18 protein-coding genes are annotated in these 17,185 nt (G+C 60.6%); all 18 read left to right on the top strand.

Translation table 11 applies throughout. From position 1 onward, the window contains the following. Positions 1-89: 89 nt before the first annotated feature. Entirely contained in the window at positions 90-455 is a 366-nt protein-coding gene (locus ACLBKR_RS06060; protein ID WP_112828943.1) for an NADH-quinone oxidoreductase subunit A, read from the top strand. Then, a complete protein-coding gene (locus tag ACLBKR_RS06065; protein ID WP_112828932.1) occupies positions 446-1,027 on the top strand; it encodes a NuoB/complex I 20 kDa subunit family protein in 582 nt (193 codons plus the stop codon). The genes ACLBKR_RS06060 and ACLBKR_RS06065 overlap by 10 nt, the downstream gene beginning before the upstream one ends. 18 nt (positions 1,028-1,045) lie before the next feature. Further along, positions 1,046-1,648, top strand: a complete 603-nt coding sequence (locus tag ACLBKR_RS06070; protein ID WP_112828931.1) for an NADH-quinone oxidoreductase subunit C — start codon at positions 1,046-1,048, stop codon at positions 1,646-1,648. Between the two features lie 21 nt (positions 1,649-1,669). Beyond that, on the top strand, positions 1,670-2,860 hold the full coding sequence (locus tag ACLBKR_RS06075; protein WP_112828930.1) for an NADH-quinone oxidoreductase subunit D: 1,191 nt from the start codon (positions 1,670-1,672) through the stop codon (positions 2,858-2,860). Further along, complete coding sequence (locus tag ACLBKR_RS06080; RefSeq protein ID WP_112828929.1) at positions 2,860-3,102, top strand: hypothetical protein; 243 nt, start codon at positions 2,860-2,862, stop codon at positions 3,100-3,102. Before ACLBKR_RS06075 ends, ACLBKR_RS06080 begins: the two co-directional genes overlap by 1 nt. An 18-nt stretch (positions 3,103-3,120) precedes the next feature. Beyond that, positions 3,121-4,224: an NADH-quinone oxidoreductase subunit E gene (locus tag ACLBKR_RS06085; RefSeq protein WP_113448718.1), complete on the top strand. Its 1,104-nt coding sequence runs from the start codon at positions 3,121-3,123 to the stop codon at positions 4,222-4,224. A 12-nt stretch (positions 4,225-4,236) separates the two neighbouring features. Continuing rightward, entirely contained in the window at positions 4,237-5,541 is a 1,305-nt protein-coding gene (nuoF, locus tag ACLBKR_RS06090) for an NADH-quinone oxidoreductase subunit NuoF (RefSeq protein ID WP_112828927.1), read from the top strand. 12 nt (positions 5,542-5,553) lie between these two features. After that, entirely contained in the window at positions 5,554-6,249 is a 696-nt protein-coding gene (locus ACLBKR_RS06095) for a helix-hairpin-helix domain-containing protein (protein ID WP_113448717.1), read from the top strand. Positions 6,250-6,432: 183 nt separating this feature from the next. Continuing rightward, the gene (gene nuoG / locus ACLBKR_RS06100) at positions 6,433-8,514 is read left to right on the top strand and encodes an NADH-quinone oxidoreductase subunit NuoG (protein WP_112828925.1); all 2,082 of its coding nucleotides are present in this window, start codon (positions 6,433-6,435) and stop codon (positions 8,512-8,514) included. Between the two features lie 12 nt (positions 8,515-8,526). Further along, positions 8,527-9,570, top strand: a complete 1,044-nt coding sequence (gene nuoH / locus ACLBKR_RS06105; protein ID WP_112828924.1) for an NADH-quinone oxidoreductase subunit NuoH — start codon at positions 8,527-8,529, stop codon at positions 9,568-9,570. After that, complete coding sequence (locus ACLBKR_RS06110; protein WP_162757231.1) at positions 9,567-9,830, top strand: hypothetical protein; 264 nt, start codon at positions 9,567-9,569, stop codon at positions 9,828-9,830. The genes nuoH and ACLBKR_RS06110 overlap by 4 nt, the downstream gene beginning before the upstream one ends. Further along, positions 9,830-10,321 carry an NADH-quinone oxidoreductase subunit NuoI gene (gene nuoI, locus ACLBKR_RS06115; RefSeq protein WP_113338784.1) on the top strand — a complete coding sequence of 164 codons (492 nt, stop codon included), beginning with the start codon at positions 9,830-9,832 and terminating at the stop codon, positions 10,319-10,321. Before ACLBKR_RS06110 ends, nuoI begins: the two co-directional genes overlap by 1 nt. A gap of 149 nt (positions 10,322-10,470) precedes the next feature. Then, complete coding sequence (locus ACLBKR_RS06120; protein WP_112828922.1) at positions 10,471-11,085, top strand: NADH-quinone oxidoreductase subunit J; 615 nt, start codon at positions 10,471-10,473, stop codon at positions 11,083-11,085. A 27-nt stretch (positions 11,086-11,112) separates the two neighbouring features. Further along, positions 11,113-11,421 carry an NADH-quinone oxidoreductase subunit NuoK gene (nuoK, locus tag ACLBKR_RS06125; protein ID WP_099057480.1) on the top strand — a complete coding sequence of 103 codons (309 nt, stop codon included), beginning with the start codon at positions 11,113-11,115 and terminating at the stop codon, positions 11,419-11,421. Between the two features lie 7 nt (positions 11,422-11,428). After that, on the top strand, positions 11,429-13,429 hold the full coding sequence (gene nuoL / locus ACLBKR_RS06130; RefSeq protein ID WP_112828921.1) for an NADH-quinone oxidoreductase subunit L: 2,001 nt from the start codon (positions 11,429-11,431) through the stop codon (positions 13,427-13,429). After that, a complete protein-coding gene (locus ACLBKR_RS06135; RefSeq protein WP_112828920.1) occupies positions 13,429-14,940 on the top strand; it encodes an NADH-quinone oxidoreductase subunit M in 1,512 nt (503 codons plus the stop codon). The genes nuoL and ACLBKR_RS06135 overlap by 1 nt, the downstream gene beginning before the upstream one ends. 18 nt (positions 14,941-14,958) lie before the next feature. Continuing rightward, complete coding sequence (gene nuoN / locus ACLBKR_RS06140; RefSeq protein WP_113444042.1) at positions 14,959-16,404, top strand: NADH-quinone oxidoreductase subunit NuoN; 1,446 nt, start codon at positions 14,959-14,961, stop codon at positions 16,402-16,404. Between the two features lie 2 nt (positions 16,405-16,406). Continuing rightward, on the top strand, positions 16,407-17,168 hold the full coding sequence (locus tag ACLBKR_RS06145; protein WP_113444041.1) for a biotin--[acetyl-CoA-carboxylase] ligase: 762 nt from the start codon (positions 16,407-16,409) through the stop codon (positions 17,166-17,168). Positions 17,169-17,185: the final 17 nt, after the last annotated feature.

A 17,185-nucleotide genomic window follows, 5' to 3' on the forward strand; every position in this document is an offset into this window, starting at 1 on the left:
AACGACGGCTCGTTGCAACTCTTCTTTCGGCTTGTCGGCCCAGCGCCAAAAATGCCGCCCGGCATTCGAGACAAGCAGGGATGGATATGATGACTGAACTGCTCAGTTCCTACATTCCGATCGCTATTTTCATCGGTATTGCCCTCGTGATCGGCCTGGCGCTTCTGATCGCGCCGTTCGCCGTCGCCTTCAAGGCGCCCGACTCGGAAAAGCTGTCGGCTTACGAATGCGGCTTCAATGCTTTCGACGACGCCCGCATGAAGTTCGATATCCGGTTTTATCTGGTGTCGATCCTCTTCATCATCTTCGATCTCGAAGTCGCCTTTCTGTTCCCCTGGGCAGTCTCGTTCGGCGATCTCGGCTGGTTCGGCTTCTGGTCGATGATGGTGTTCCTTGGTGTGCTCACCATCGGCTTTATCTATGAATGGAAGAAGGGGGCGCTCGAATGGGAGTAGTCCAGTCCAACACGACGCTCGTCGCGCCTCAGGCCAAAGGGATCATCGATCCCAATACCGGCAAGCCGGTCGGCAGTGACGATGCTTTCTTTGGCGAGATCAACAACGAACTCGCCGACAAGGGCTTTCTCGTCACGTCGACGGACGAACTGATTAACTGGGCCCGTACGGGTTCGCTGATGTGGATGACCTTCGGTCTTGCCTGTTGCGCCGTTGAGATGATGCAGCTCTCCATGCCGCGTTACGACGTCGAGCGCTTCGGTTTTGCGCCGCGCGCCAGCCCGCGTCAGTCCGACGTGATGATTGTTGCCGGCACGCTGACCAACAAGATGGCGCCCGCGCTCCGCAAGGTCTACGATCAGATGCCCGAGCCGCGCTACGTCATCTCGATGGGTTCCTGCGCCAATGGCGGCGGCTACTATCACTATTCCTACTCGGTGGTGCGCGGCTGCGATCGCGTCGTGCCTGTCGATATTTATGTTCCCGGCTGTCCCCCCACGGCAGAGGCGCTGCTTTACGGCGTGCTTCTGCTGCAGAAGAAGATCCGCCGCACTGGAACGATCGAGCGCTAAGCCAAGGGACGCGACAAGATGAGTGAAGCCCTGAACGAGCTTGCATCCTACCTTTCCGAGGTGCGCGGTGCGCTCATTGTCTCTTCGGAGATCCGCTTCGGAGAACTGAACCTGACGGCGACGCCCGAAAACGTGATCGCGCTTCTGACCTTCCTGCGCGACGACGTGCAGTGCGGTTTCGTCAATCTGATCGACATCTGCGGCGTGGACTATCCGGAGCGGGAAGATCGCTTCGACGTGGTCTATCACCTGCAGTCGCCGCGCCAGAACTTGCGCATCCGCGTCAAGGTTGCGACCGGCGAAGACAAGCCGGTGCCGTCTGCCTGTTCGGTCTTCCCCGGCGCCGATTGGTTCGAGCGCGAAACCTGGGACATGTACGGCGTGCTCTTCACCGACCACCCGGATCTGCGCCGCATCCTCACGGACTACGGTTTCGAAGGGCATCCGTTGCGCAAGGACTTCCCGACCACCGGTTTTGTCGAAGTTCGTTATGACGACAACGCCAAGCGCGTCGTCTACGAACCTGTCGAACTGAAGCAGGAATTCCGGAATTTCGACTTCCTCTCGCCCTGGGAAGGCACGGATTACGTGCTGCCCGGCGATGAGAAGGCGGCTCAGTGAGAAAGCGGAAGGTTTGTTGCTATGACTGAACATAACGTCCGCAACTTCAATATCAATTTCGGTCCGCAGCACCCGGCTGCCCACGGCGTTTTGCGTCTTGTGCTGGAGCTTGACGGCGAAATCGTGGAGCGCGTCGATCCCCATATCGGGCTGCTTCACCGCGGCACCGAAAAGCTGATCGAGACCAAGACCTATCTGCAGGCTGTTCCCTATTTCGATCGCCTCGACTACGTGGCGCCGATGAACCAGGAACATGCCTATGCGCTGGCGGTCGAAAAGCTTCTGGGTGTGGAGATTCCGATCCGCGGGCAGTTGATCCGCGTTCTCTATTCGGAAATCGGCCGTATCCTGTCGCACCTCCTGAACGTGACGACGCAGGCGATGGACGTCGGTGCCTTGACGCCGCCGCTCTGGGGCTTCGAGGAACGCGAAAAGCTGATGGTCTTCTATGAGCGCGCCTGCGGCGCGCGCATGCATGCGGCCTATTTCCGGCCCGGCGGCGTCCATCAGGACCTGCCGCATCAGTTGGTCGAGGATATCGGCAATTGGTGCGATCCCTTCCTGAAGACGCTCGATGACATCGATGAGCTTCTGACCGGCAACCGCATCTTCAAGCAGCGTAACGTCGATATCGGCGTTGTGGCTCTGGAAGACGCCTGGGCCTGGGGTTTCTCGGGCGTGATGGTCCGTGGGTCCGGCGCTGCCTGGGACCTGCGCCGGGCACAGCCCTACGAGTGCTATTCCGAACTCGATTTCGAAATCCCGATCGGCAAGAACGGCGATTGCTTCGACCGTTACCTGATCCGCATGATCGAAATGCGGGAATCGGTGAAGATCATGAAGCAGTGCGTCAATCGTCTCTTGGGCGATGCGAAGACCGGTCCGGTCTCGTCGCTGGACGGCAAGGTCGTTCCGCCGAAGCGTGGCGAGATGAAGCGGTCGATGGAAGCGCTCATCCACCACTTCAAGCTCTATACCGAAGGCTATCACGTGCCGGAAGGCGAGGTTTACGCAGCCGTCGAAGCGCCGAAGGGCGAGTTCGGCGTCTACCTCGTGTCGGACGGCACCAACAAGCCGTATCGTTGCAAGATTCGCGCTCCGGGTTACGCTCACCTGCAGGCCATGGATTTCATCTGTCGCGGACATCAGCTTGCTGACGTCTCGGCGATCCTCGGCTCGCTGGATATCGTGTTCGGAGAGGTTGACCGCTGATGAAGGTGTGGCTGCTCACGGTCCTCGCCCTGGCCGGCGGCGTTCAGGCGCAGGCCCAGGAAGAGACCGTTTCTTCGAGCAGTTCGAGCACCAGCATGGCGGAGCTCATCAGGCAGGGCTACGAGATCAAGGCTTCCACCAGCAGCGGTTCGAAGCTGATTGTGTTCCTGCAGAAAGACAAGACGGCCTATGCCTGTGAATTTGCGTCCCTGACGCGTTCGCGGTGTGGATCCATAAACTGAGACAAGGGGCGAGGAAGTATGTCCGTTCGTCGACTAGCCGAAGAGCAATTCCAGCCGGCAGGCTTTTCCTTCAATGAGGAAAATGCGGCCTGGGCTGAGGCAACCATCCGCAAGTATCCCGAGGGACGTCAGCAGTCGGCAGTCATCCCGCTTCTGATGCGGGCGCAGGAGCAGGACGGCTGGGTGACGCGAGCGGCGATCGAATACGTCGCCGAGAAGCTTTCCATGCCCTATATCCGGGTGCTTGAGGTCGCGACCTTCTACACCCAGTTCCAGCTCAAGCCGGTTGGCACGCGCGCCCATGTGCAGGTCTGTGGCACCACGCCGTGCATGCTGCGCGGCGCCGAAGATCTCATCAAGGTGTGCAAGAGCAAGATCCACGCCGAACCCTTCGAGCGCAATGCCGACGGCACGCTCTCCTGGGAAGAGGTCGAGTGTCAGGGCGCCTGCGTGAACGCGCCGATGGTGATGATCTTCAAGGACAGCTACGAAGACCTGACGCCGACCCAGCTAGAGCACATCATCGACCGTTTCCAGGCCGGCAAGGGTTCCGACATCAAGCCGGGTCCGCAGATCGATCGTTTCTATTCCGCTCCGGCCGGCGGTCTCACGGCCCTGACTGACGGCGATGCCAAGCCGGCCGCGAAGCGGAAGGCCGCGCCGGTGGAAGCCGAAGCGGTGGCTGTCCCGCCGTCGAATGCGGCCAAGCCGATAACGTCGGCCGATGAGACCAATCCGGCCATCAAGAGCCCGGCCGACGGCGAAACGGCTCTCCCGGACGCAAGCCCCAAGGCTAAGCCTGCGAAGGCCGAAAATGTTGCCGCAGGCCAGCCCTCGCTGGACGATAAGAACCGCCCAGCCGGTATCGAGAAGCCCGAGACCCCTGATGATCTCAAGATGATTTCCGGCGTCGGTCCGAAGATCGAAGGTATTCTGAACGGCATCGGCATCTATACCTTTGCCCAGATCGCTGGCTGGAAGAAGGCCGAACGCGAATGGGTCGATAGTTACCTGAAGTTCTCCGGCCGCATCGAGCGTGACGACTGGGTCAAGCAGGCCAAGGCGCTCGCCAAGGGTGGCGAAGCCGAATACATCAAAGTTTTCGGCAAGAAGCCGCGGTAAAGGGGGTAGGACATGTTGAAGGATCAGGATCGTATCTTCACCAACATCTACGGCCTCAAGGACAAGTCGCTGAAAGGCGCCATGAGCCGTGGCCACTGGGATGGAACCAAGCAGATCCTCGAAAAGGGTCGCGACTGGATCATCAACGAGATCAAGGCTTCCGGTCTGCGCGGGCGCGGCGGCGCTGGCTTCCCGACAGGTCTCAAGTGGTCGTTCATGCCGAAGGAATCCGACGGCCGTCCGCATTATCTCGTCGTCAACGCCGACGAATCCGAGCCTGGCACCTGCAAGGATCGCGATATCCTGCGTCACGATCCGCATACGCTGATCGAAGGCTGCGTGATCGCTTCCTTCGCCATGGGTGCCAATCACGCCTTCATTTACGTTCGCGGCGAGTTCATGCGCGAGCGTGAAGCCCTCCAGGCGGCCATCGACGAATGCTACGAGGCAGGCCTGCTCGGCAAGAACAACAAGCTCGGCTACGATATCGACGTCATCGTCCATCATGGCGCCGGCGCCTACATCTGCGGCGAGGAAACCGCACTGCTCGAGAGCCTTGAGGGTAAGAAGGGTCAGCCGCGCCTCAAGCCTCCGTTCCCGGCGAATATGGGTCTCTACGGCTGCCCGACCACGGTCAACAACGTCGAATCGATCGCCGTTACCCCGACGATCCTGCGTCGCGGTGCAGGCTGGTTCTCTTCGTTCGGCCGCCCGAACAACGTCGGCACCAAGCTTTTCATGATCTCGGGTCACGTCAACACGCCGTGCACCGTCGAGGAAAGCATGGGCATTTCATTCCGTGAAATGATCGAGAAGCATGGCGGCGGCATCCGCGGCGGCTGGGACAATCTCCTTGCCGTCATCCCCGGCGGCGCATCCTGCCCGGTCGTCAAGGGCGAGGACATGATGGACGTCACGCTCGATTTCGACGGCCTTCGCGACGTGAAGTCGTCCTTCGGCACCGGCGGCATGATCGTCATGGACAAGTCGACCGACATCATCAAGGCCATCTGGCGCATCGCGGCCTTCTTCAAGCATGAGAGCTGCGGCCAGTGCACGCCGTGCCGTGAAGGCACCGGCTGGATGATGCGCGTCATGGAGCGCATGGTGAAGGGTAACGCGCAGAAGCGCGAAATCGACATGCTGTTCCAGGTGACCAAGCAGGTCGAGGGTCACACCATCTGTGCGCTCGGCGATGCAGCGGCATGGCCGATCCAGGGTCTCATCCGGAATTTCCGTCCGGAGATCGAGGCCCGCATCGATCAGTACACCCGCAACGCCATGGCGCATGGCGTTGTCATGGAAGCGGCCGAATAAGGAAGGGCGGCAATGGCCAAGGCATCGGACAAGACTGGAGAAGGGAATGCCGCAGATCCGGCTGACTTCAGCCGTGTCGCCGATGTTCTCAAGGACATGCCGCATGTTCCGCTGCATCCGCTGATGGCCCATCCGGCTGCGGCGCTTGCGGCCGCAACCGCAATCGGTTTCGGTCTGGCCACGCACATGACGAGCGTGTTCCTCGGCTCCCTTCAGGGGGCGGTGGAGGCGACCAACAAGCTGGCTCGCAAGCTTGAGGAGGAAAAGCTTGCCGGCGAGGCGGAGCCAGCCGCTCCTTCCGAGCCAACCGGCGCTGTCGCAGAGGCTGTCGAGCCCGCTGCGGTGGCACGGAAGACCCGTAAGGCTCCGGTCAAGCAGGTTGAGGCGAAAGCGGCTCCCGCTCCGAAGGCACGCAAGGTGGCGGCCGAGGTGGCGAAGGCTGAAAAGCCTGAAACCGTCGAGCCGGTCGCGAAGGCGCCGAAGGCAGGACGGTCCACCAGCAAGGCTGACGATCTGAAGAAGATCGAAGGCATCGGCCCGAAGCTGGAGCAGGTCCTGAACGAAAAGGGCATTCGCCGCTTCGCGCAACTGGCGGCGCTCGATGTCGCGGCGCTTGATGCGCTGGACAGGGAAATCGGCCTGGGTGGCCGGGCGGTGCGCGATGACTGGTCGGGCCAGGCGCGCAAGCTCGCAGGCGCAAAGAATTGAGGGTTGCGGGACACCCTTCGTGAGGGTGTCTCGAAGTCCGGAGAGAATGAGCAATATCCGGCTCCGGAAAATGGAGCGGGAAAGGAAATAAACGGCGGGACGCCAGTCGAGATTGGATGGTCCCGCTTGCCGGAGCGAAAGCTGCGGTGCAATGCGCACTATGCGTGAGGCAGGAAGGCGAATATGGCAAAGCTGAAAGTCGACGGTAAAGAGATCGAGGTCCCGGATCATTTCACGCTGTTGCAGGCGTGCGAGGAAGCCGGCGCCGAGGTTCCGCGCTTTTGTTTTCATGAGCGGCTGTCGGTCGCCGGCAACTGCCGTATGTGCCTCGTCGAGGTGAAGGGCGGTCCGCCGAAGCCGGCTGCATCCTGCGCCATGGGCGTGCGCGATATCCGCGGCGGCCCGAACGGCGAACTGCCGGAAGTCTTCACCAACACGCCGATGGTCAAGAAGGCCCGCGAAGGCGTGATGGAATTCCTGCTGATCAACCATCCGCTGGATTGCCCGATCTGCGACCAGGGCGGCGAATGCGACCTGCAGGACCAGGCCATGGCCTTCGGTATCGACTCGTCGCGCTACGCGGAAAACAAGCGCGCGGTCGAGGACAAGTATATTGGCCCGCTGGTCAAGACCGTGATGAACCGCTGCATTCATTGCACGCGCTGCGTTCGCTTCACCACGGAGGTCGCCGGCATCGCCGAACTCGGTCTGATCGGTCGCGGCGAGGATGCCGAAATCACCACCTATCTCGAGCAGGCCATGACATCGGAGTTGCAGGGCAACGTCGTCGACCTTTGCCCGGTCGGAGCGCTGACTTCGAAGCCCTTCGCCTTCACGGCCCGTCCGTGGGAACTCAACAAGACCGAATCGATCGACGTCATGGACGCGCTCGGTTCGGCGATCCGCGTCGATACCCGTGGCCGCGAAGTCATGCGCATCCTGCCGCGTGTCAACGAGGCCATCAATGAAGAGTGGATCTCCGACAAGAGCCGCTTCATTTGGGACGGTCTGAAGACCCAGCGTCTCGATCGCCCCTATGTTCGCCGAGACGGTCGCCTGCAGCCGGCCACCTGGGCAGAAGCCTTCGCCGCCATCAAGTCGGCCGTGGCAGCCACGTCCGGCTCGAAGATCGGCGCCATCGCCGGCGATCTCGCCTCCGTCGAGGAAATGTATGCGCTGAAGGCACTCCTCAACGCGCTCGGTTCGGTCAATACCGACTGTCGCCAGGATGGGACGGCAGTCGATCCGTCGCTCGGTCGCGCAAGCTACCTCTTCAACGCAACGATCGAAGGCATTGAAGCTGCCGACGCGATCCTCATCGTCGGTGCCAACCCGCGCTACGAGGCTGCGGTGCTCAACGCCCGCATCCGCAAGCGCTGGCGCCGCGGCGGCCTGCCGATCGGCGTGATCGGCGAAGGCGGCGAACTGCGTTACCCTTACGAATATCTCGGTGCGGGCACCGAGACGCTGGCAGACCTCGTCGCCGGCAAGAACGGCTTCGTCGAAAAGCTGAAGGCAGCCAAGACGCCGCTCATCATCGTAGGGCAGGGGGCTCTGACGGGCGCTGAGGGCTCGGCTGTTCTCGCCAATGTCGCGAAGCTTGCTGAAGCTGTCGGCGCGCTGAGCGAGGAGTGGAACGGCTTTGCCATGCTCCACACCGCCGCTTCCCGTGTCGGTGGTCTCGATCTCGGCTTCGTTCCGGGCGAAGGCGGGCTCGCCGCAGCCGACATGCTCGCTTCCGCCGACGTGCTCTTCCTTCTCGGCGCCGACGAACTCGATTTCACCCGCAAGGCTGCGAAGTTCACCGTCTATATCGGCAGCCACGGCGACAACGGCGCGCACCATGCCGATGTCATCCTTCCGGGCGCGACCTATACCGAAAAGTCGGGCACCTGGGTCAACACCGAAGGACGTGTGCAGATGGGCAACCGCGCAGGCTTCGCGCCGGGCGATGCCCGCGAGGACTGGGCGATCATCCGCGCGCTTTCCGACGTGCTCGGCAAGAAGCTTCCCTTCGATTCGCTGACTGCGCTTCGTGCAAAGCTCTATGCGGAATACCCGCACTTCGCCGGTCTCGACGAGATCGTTCCGGGTGCCGGCGACGAAATTGCCGCAATTGCGAAAAAAGCCGGGCAGATGGCCAAATCCGTGTTTGCGTCGCCGGTCAAAGACTTCTATTTGACGAACCCGATTGCACGTGCGTCGGCCGTCATGGCCGAGTGCTCGGCATTGGCCCGCAACAACTTCAAGGCTGCGGCAGAGTAAGGGCAGGGGATCATGGACAACTTCGTTTCCACTTATGTCTGGCCGGCGGCCATCATGATCGGCCAGTCGCTGCTGCTCCTGGTCTGCCTGCTGGTGTTCATTGCATATATCCTGCTCGCCGACCGCAAGATCTGGGCGGCCGTTCAGCTGCGTCGCGGCCCGAACGTCGTCGGTCCCTGGGGGCTGTTCCAGTCCTTCGCCGACCTTCTGAAGTTCGTGTTCAAGGAGCCGGTCATTCCGGCGGGCTCCAACAAGGGTGTCTTCCTTCTTGCACCGCTCGTCGCCGTGACGCTGGCTCTGGCCACCTGGGCCGTGGTCCCGCTCGCGGACGGCTGGGTGATCGCCAACATCAATGTCGGCATTCTCTACGTCTTCGCGATTTCCTCGCTCGAAGTCTATGGCATCATCATGGGCGGCTGGGCTTCGAATTCGAAATATCCGTTCCTTGGCGCGCTTCGTTCGGCGGCACAGATGGTGTCCTATGAGGTCTCGATCGGTTTCGTCATCGTCACCGTTCTGCTCTGCGTCGGTTCGCTCAATCTCTCGGACATCGTCTACGCGCAGAAGGACGGTCTCGGCACCATGCTCGGACTGCCGAACTCCTTCCTCGACTGGCATTGGCTGGCGCTCTTCCCGATGTTCGTCGTGTTCTTCATTTCGGCGCTCGCCGAGACGAACCGTCCGCCCTTCGACCTGCCGGAAGCGGAATCGGAACTGGTGGCCGGTTTCATGGTCGAATACGGCTCTACCCCGTACATGATGTTCATGCTCGGCGAATATGCCGCCATCGTGCTGATGTGCTCGCTGACCACCATCCTGTTCCTCGGAGGCTGGCTGCCGCCGGTCGACGTATGGTTCCTGAACTGGGTCCCGGGCGTCATCTGGTTCGTGCTGAAGGCTTCGCTGGTGTTCTTCATGTTCGCCATGGTCAAGGCCTTCGTGCCGCGCTACCGCTACGACCAGCTCATGCGTCTCGGCTGGAAGGTCTTCCTTCCGCTGTCGCTCGCCATGGTGGTCATCGTTGCATTCGTGCTGAAGCTGATGGGATGGGCATGATGATGAGCAATGCGGCATTGTTCGGCGCGGTGCTCGGTTTGGCCGTAGCCATTTTTGCGAACCTAGTTGTGTTTCCATGGGTGGCACGGGCGAGGGAAAAGCGTTTCGCTGAGTTTTATTCGGCAATGCCTGCCGATAAGTCACTGGCACGAAGGAAGTGGAGCTTATTAGCTCTCAAATTGCAGTATCGCGTCGTGATGCCGCTCCTCTTCGCAGGGATCGGATACATGTTTGGAAATAAGCTCCTGGGAGCGAATTGATGGCAAGTCTCGTACAATCAATAAATTCGCTCTTCCTGAAAGAGTTCGTCGGCGCTTTCTTCCTGTCGATGCGCTACTTCTTCCGCCAGAAGGCGACCATCAACTATCCTTTCGAAAAGGGTCCGGTCTCTCCGCGTTTTCGCGGCGAGCATGCGCTGCGTCGCTATCCGAACGGTGAGGAACGCTGCATCGCCTGCAAGCTTTGCGAGGCGATCTGTCCCGCCCAGGCGATCACCATCGAAGCCGGCCCGCGCCGCAATGACGGCACCCGCCGCACGGTGCGTTACGACATCGACATGGTGAAGTGCATCTATTGCGGTTTCTGCCAGGAAGCCTGCCCGGTCGATGCAATCGTCGAAGGGCCGAACTTCGAGTTCGCGACCGAAACCCGCGAAGAGCTTTACTTCGACAAGCAGCGGCTGCTGGATAACGGCGATCGCTGGGAACGGGAAATCGCGCGCAATATCGCGCTGGATGCACCCTACCGCTGACAGGCGGAATGACGACGCCTTGGCGGGAACCCGATGGGGCGCCGCCACGGCACAGATTTTAAACGGAGCGCGCCGGTGGGGATGCCGGTGGCGCTTTATCGGGCGAAGGGCAGGGGCCCTCGTCCGGGGGAAGATGAAAAGGCACCAACATGGGTCTTCAGGCTCTCTTTTTCTATCTCTTCGCCTTTGTCGCGGTGGCTTCCGCGTTCATGGTCATTTCGGCACGGAACCCGGTTCACTCGGTGCTGTTCCTGATCCTGACCTTCGTGAACGCTTCGGGGCTCTTCCTGCTGACGGGGGCTGAGTTCCTCGCCATGATCCTGCTGGTCGTTTATGTCGGCGCGGTCGCGGTTCTCTTCCTTTTCGTGGTGATGATGCTCGACATCGATTTCGCCGAATTGCGGTCGGGTGTGCTGAAATATGCTCCGATTGGTTCGCTGATCGGACTGGTTGTCGCAGCCGAACTGGTCATCGTGATCGGCGGTACCGCGATTTCGCCGGCAGCCAAGGAAGCGATCACCATGCCGATCCCGGCACTGACGGAGCGCACCAACACCGCCGCGCTCGGCGACGTGCTCTACACCAATTACGTTTATTTCTTCCAGATCGCCGGCCTGGTGCTGCTGGTGGCCATGATCGGCGCCATCGTGCTGACGCTTCGCCACCGCGAAAACATCAAGCGGCAGGATATCTCCCGCCAGGTTGCCCGCACGCCTGAGACCGCCGTCAAGGTGGTCAAGGTCAAGCCGGGTCAGGGCGTCTGAGGCAAGAGAGGTCAAGGAAACAATATTATGGAAATCGGTCTTTCCCACTACCTGACGGTCAGTGCCATCCTCTTCACGCTCGGCGTCTTCGGCATCTTCCTGAACCGCAAGAACGTCATCATCATCCTGATGTCGGTCGAGCTTATCCTGCTCGCGGTCAACATCAACATGGTGGCCTTCTCCTCCTTCCTGAACGACATGGTCGGCCAGGTCTTCGCCCTGTTCATCCTGACGGTGGCGGCCGCGGAAGCCGCGATCGGCCTCGCAATCCTCGTCGTCTTCTATCGCAACCGCGGCTCGATCGCCGTTGAAGACATCAACATGATGAAGGGCTGATACGGCTATGCTTCTCTATAAGGCTATCGTCTTTCTTCCGCTGATCGGAGCGATCATCGCCGGTCTGTTCGGCCGCCAGATCGGCGCCAAGGCTTCGGAATACATTACCAGCGGCCTGATGGTGATCGTCGCGATCCTGTCATGGACCGTCTTTTTCAACGTGGCGCTTGCCCATGGCGAAGGCCATGAGGTCATCAAGGTTTCGGTGCTGCGCTGGATCCAATCCGGCGGCATCGACGTCGAATGGTCGCTGCGTATCGACACGCTGACCGCCGTCATGCTGGTCGTCGTCAACACGGTGTCGACGCTGGTGCACATCTATTCGATGGGCTACATGCACCACGATCCGCATCGGCCGCGCTTCTTCTCCTATCTGTCGCTCTTCACCTTCGCCATGCTGATGCTGGTGACCTCCGACAACCTGCTGCAGATGTTCTTCGGCTGGGAAGGCGTGGGTCTCGCCTCGTACCTGCTGATCGGCTTCTGGTTCAAGAAGCCCTCGGCCAATGCAGCCGCGATGAAGGCCTTCATCGTCAACCGCGTCGGCGACTTCGGCTTCATCCTCGGCATTTCGGGTGTCTTCGTGCTGTTCGGCTCGATCAATTTCGAGACCATCTTCGCAGCCGCGCAGACCTATCTGCCGCATGAGGGTGCGGAAGCCGGCGAAGCCGTCATCAATCTCTTCGGCATGAACCTCGACAAGGGACACGCCATCACTGCCATCTGCCTGCTGCTCTTCATGGGCGCCATGGGTAAGTCGGCCCAGTTCCTGCTGCACACCTGGCTGCCGGACGCGATGGAGGGCCCGACTCCGGTTTCGGCGCTTATCCATGCCGCAACCATGGTCACCGCCGGTGTCTTCCTCGTCGCCCGCATGTCGCCGCTCTTCGAACTGTCGCCGGATGCGTTGACTGTCGTCACCCTGATCGGTGCGATCACCGCCTTCTTCGCTGCAACCGTTGGTCTCGTGCAGAACGACATCAAGCGCGTCATCGCCTATTCGACCTGCTCGCAGCTCGGCTATATGTTCGTGGCGCTCGGGGTAGGAGCCTATGGTGCGGCCGTGTTCCACCTGTTCACGCACGCCTTCTTCAAGGCTCTCCTGTTCCTTTGCGCCGGCTCGGTTATCCACGCCGTCGATGGCGAGCAGGACATGCGTTACATGGGCGGCCTGCGCCCGCACATCAAGGTGACCTTCCTGATGATGCTGATCGGTACGCTCGCCATCACCGGCGTCGGCATTCCGTTCACGCCGGTCGGCTTCGCCGGGTTCTTCTCGAAGGACGTCATCATCGAGGCGACTTACGCTTCGCATTCCCCGCTCTCGGGTTTCGCCTTCACCCTTCTGGTGGTCGCTGCCCTGTTCACCAGCTTCTATTCCTGGCGTCTGATGTTCTTGACCTTCTTCGGCAAGCCGCGCGCTTCCGCCGACGTCATGCATCATGTGCATGAATCGCCGCAGGTCATGCTGGTGCCGCTCTACATTCTGGCAGTCGGTGCGGTTCTCGCGGGCTGGATCTTCGAAGGCCGCTTCTATGGCGAGGAGTATCTTGAATTCTGGAAGGGCGCGCTGTTCACCGCGGAACACAACGAACTCCTGCACGAGTTCCACCACGTGCCGGCCTGGGTTGCTCTCAGCCCGTTCATCGCGATGGTTCTTGGCTTCGTGACCGCCTGGTACATGTACATCAAGTCGCCTTCGACGCCGAAGAAACTGGCCGAACAGCATCGTGTTCTCTACCAGTTCCTGCTCAACAAGTGGTACTTCGACGAACTCTACGACTTCCTCTTCGTTCGCTCCGCCAAGGCTCTTGGCCGCTTCCTCTGGAAGAAGGGTGACATCGGGATCATCGACACCTATGGCCCGAACGGCGTTGCAGCCGGCGTCGCCGACGTAACCCAGAAGGTCGTCCGCCTGCAGTCGGGTTACCTCTATCACTATGCCTTTGCGATGCTGATCGGTATCGCAGCCCTCGTTACCTGGATGATGCTCGGGAGTTCCTTCTGATGACCGATTGGCCCATTCTCTCGACGGTCACCTTTCTGCCGCTCGTCGGCGTTGTGCTCCTCCTCCTGACACGTCAGGATTCTGCCCAGGGTCGCCGCAATATCCTCAATGTGTCGCTGCTGACGACGGTGTTCACCTTCGTGGTGTCGCTCTTCGTCTGGATCGGGTTCGACAATTCGAACCCGGGTTTCCAGATGGTCGAAAAGCATGAATGGCTTAACACCGGCATCGCCTATCATGTCGGCGTCGACGGCATTTCGATGCTCTTCGTCATCCTGACCACGCTGCTGATGCCCTTCTGCATCCTCGCAAGCTGGCTCTCGGTCGAAAAGCGCATCAAGGAATACATGATTGCCTTCCTGCTGCTCGAAACGCTGATGATCGGCGTCTTCGTTTCGCTGGATATCGTTCTCTTCTATGTGTTCTTCGAAGCAGGCCTAATCCCGATGTTCATCATCATCGGTGTCTGGGGCGGCAAGGATCGCGTCTACGCATCCTACAAGTTCTTCCTCTACACGCTGCTCGGCTCGGTGCTGATGCTGCTCGCCATCATGGCGATGTACTGGGATGCCGGCACGACCGACATCACGCAGCTCCTCAGCCATAAGTTCCCGGCCGGCATGCAGACATGGCTTTGGCTGGCCTTCTTTGCGTCTTTCGCCGTGAAGATGCCGATGTGGCCGGTTCATACCTGGCTTCCGGATGCGCACGTTCAGGCCCCGACCGCAGGCTCGATGATCCTGGCCGGCATTCTCCTGAAGCTCGGCGGCTACGGCCTGTTGCGCTTCTCTGTGCCGATGTTCCCGCTGGCTTCGGATTATTTCGCGCCGCTGGTCTTCACCCTGTCGGTCATCGCCATCGTCTACACCTCGCTGGTGGCGCTGATGCAGGAGGACATGAAGAAGGTCATCGCCTACTCCTCCGTGGCGCATATGGGCTATGTGACCATGGGCACCTTTGCGGTCAACACCCAGGGCGTTCAGGGCGCGATCTTCCAGATGATTAGCCACGGCTTCGTCTCCGCCGCGCTGTTCTTCTGCGTCGGCGTGATCTACGACCGTCTCCATACCCGTGACATCGCGGCCTATGGCGGGCTCGTCAACAACATGCCGAAATATGCCGTCGCCTTCATGATCTTCACCATGGCGAATGTCGGTCTTCCGGGAACCTCCGGTTTCATCGGCGAATTCCTGACCCTGATCGGCGTCTTCCGCGCCAACACCTGGGTCGCCCTCTTCGCCGCCACCGGGGTCATCCTTTCGGCCGGCTATTCGCTCTGGCTCTATCGCCGGGTCGTGTTTGGTGCGCTCGAAAAAGACAGCCTCAAGGCGATGCTGGATCTCTCGCTCCGCGAGAAACTCATCCTCTACCCGCTGATCGCGCTCACCATCTTCTTCGGCGTCTATCCGGCTCCGATCTTCGATGCGACGGCTGCGTCGGTGGAGCTTCTGGTGAACAACTATTCCACGGCTATCGAGGCGGCACGTAACGTGGCGCTTGCAGTGAACTGACGACAGGATCCCTTGGACATGACCGCTGAAACACTCCTTGCAAGTCTGCATCTGGTCACGCCGGAACTGATCCTCGCGGTTGGTGCGCTGGCGTTGCTGATGATCGGCGTCTTCGCTGGCGAAAAGTCGGCGACGACGGTAACGGGCCTTGCCGTGGCATTGCTCATCATCTCCGGTGTCTGGCTGGTCTTGGTGCCGGCAGAAGGTTCCGCCTTCGGCGGCGCCTATGTCGCAGACGGCTATGCCCGTTTCATGAAGGTGCTGGCGCTGATCGGCTCGATTACTGCGATGATTATGGCTGTCGGCCATGCGCGCTTCGATCATCTCGACAAGTTCGAATTCCCGGTTCTCCTGGTGCTCGCGACCCTCGGCGTCATGCTGATGATCTCGGCCAACAACTTGATTTCGCTCTATCTGTCGCTCGAACTGCAGTCGCTGGCGCTTTACGTGGTCGCCGCCATCAACCGGGACAGCCTGCGCTCGACGGAAGCCGGCCTGAAGTATTTCGTTCTCGGCGCCCTGTCCTCCGGCATGCTGCTCTACGGCATGTCGCTGATCTACGGCTTCACCGGCAATATCGGCTTCGTGGAAATCGCCGGGGTGCTGGCGGGCGGTGGCGCTTCGCTCGGCGTTATCTTCGGCCTCGTGTTCCTGCTCGCGGGCCTGGCATTCAAGATTTCCGCCGTGCCGTTCCACATGTGGACGCCGGATGTCTATGAAGGCGCACCGACTCCGGTGACGGCATTCCTCGCCGCGGCGCCCAAGGTCGGTGCCATGGCGATCCTGGTGCGCATCGTGATCGATGCCTTCCAGCCGATCTTCGACCAGTGGCAGCAGATCATCGTTTTCATCTCGATTGCGTCCATGCTGCTCGGCTCCTTCGCCGCCATCGGCCAGCGCAACATCAAGCGACTGATGGCCTATTCGTCGATCGGTCACATGGGTTATGCGTTGGTTGGCCTTGCTGCCGGCAATGACACCGGCGTCAGCGGTGTCGTTATCTACATGATGATCTACCTTGTCATGACGCTCGGCACCTTCGCCTGCATCATGGCGATGCGCCGCAAGGAAGGCGGCAATGTCGAGAATATCGAAGATCTTGCGGGCCTTTCCACCACCAAGCCGTTCATGGCCGTTGTGATGACCGCGCTCATGTTCTCGCTGGCCGGCATCCCGCCGCTTGCGGGCTTCTTCGGAAAGTATTTCGTCTTCATCGCCGCCATCGAGGCCAAGCTCTATGCGCTTGCCATCATCGGCGTGCTCGCTTCGGTCGTCGGTTGCTATTACTACCTTCGCGTCGTGAAGGTGATGTGGTTCGACGAGGCCAAGGGCGAATTCACTCGCATCGCCGGCGAGCTTCGCCTCGTCTTCGGTCTCTCCGGTCTGTTCGTCGTCGGCTATGTTCTCTTCGGCGGTCCGCTCGGCACGGCCGCGGAAGCGGCAGCCAAGACGCTCTTTAATTGAGCGTGGTCGGTAACGGAGGCCGGATCTCGCTCGACGATTTCCGGCATGAGGCCCTCGGCGCCGTCGCGTCGACCAATACGGAATGTCTCGCCCGCGCTCGCGCGGGCGATTTCGGTTTTCTCTGGATCACGGCCGAAAGCCAGACCGGTGGCCGCGGGCGCCGCGGGCGTCCCTGGATGTCTGAACCCGGCAACCTCTATGCGTCGCTGCTCCTGATCGATCCGGCGCCGGTCGAGCGACTGCCTTCACTGCCGCTTGCCGTTGCTCTTGCCGTGCATGGGGCGATCCGCCATGTGCTGCCTGCGGGTGCGCTGCCGCTCGAGGTCAAGTGGCCGAACGACATACTCATTGGCCGGCAGAAGACCTGCGGCATTCTGCTGGAAGGCGAGCGTCTTGCCGATGGCCGGCAGGCGTTGGTGATCGGCATCGGCATCAATATCGCCAACAAGCCGGATGCGCCGGCCTATCCGGTGACCTGCCTTGCGGAACATGGCGCTGCCGTCGCGCCAGAAGTCCTGTTTGCCCATCTCTTCTCGGAAATGGCGGAGGTTCTCTCCATCTGGGACAGGGGCAGGGGGATCGGCGAGATTGTCGAATTGTGGCGCAAGGTCGCTTGTGGCATCGGTGAAAAAATTACGGTGAACCTGCCGGACCGTTCGATTTCCGGCCATTTTGCCGGAATCGATGATAAGGGAATGTTGATCCTCGACCGTGGCCCAGAGGGGCGCATGGCGATCGCCGCCGGCGATGTTTTTTTCGGGTGAGATGGAACTAGAAGAGT

Source organism: Paenirhizobium cremeum, assembly GCF_047553425.1.
GTDB lineage: Bacteria > Pseudomonadota > Alphaproteobacteria > Rhizobiales > Rhizobiaceae > Allorhizobium > Allorhizobium cremeum.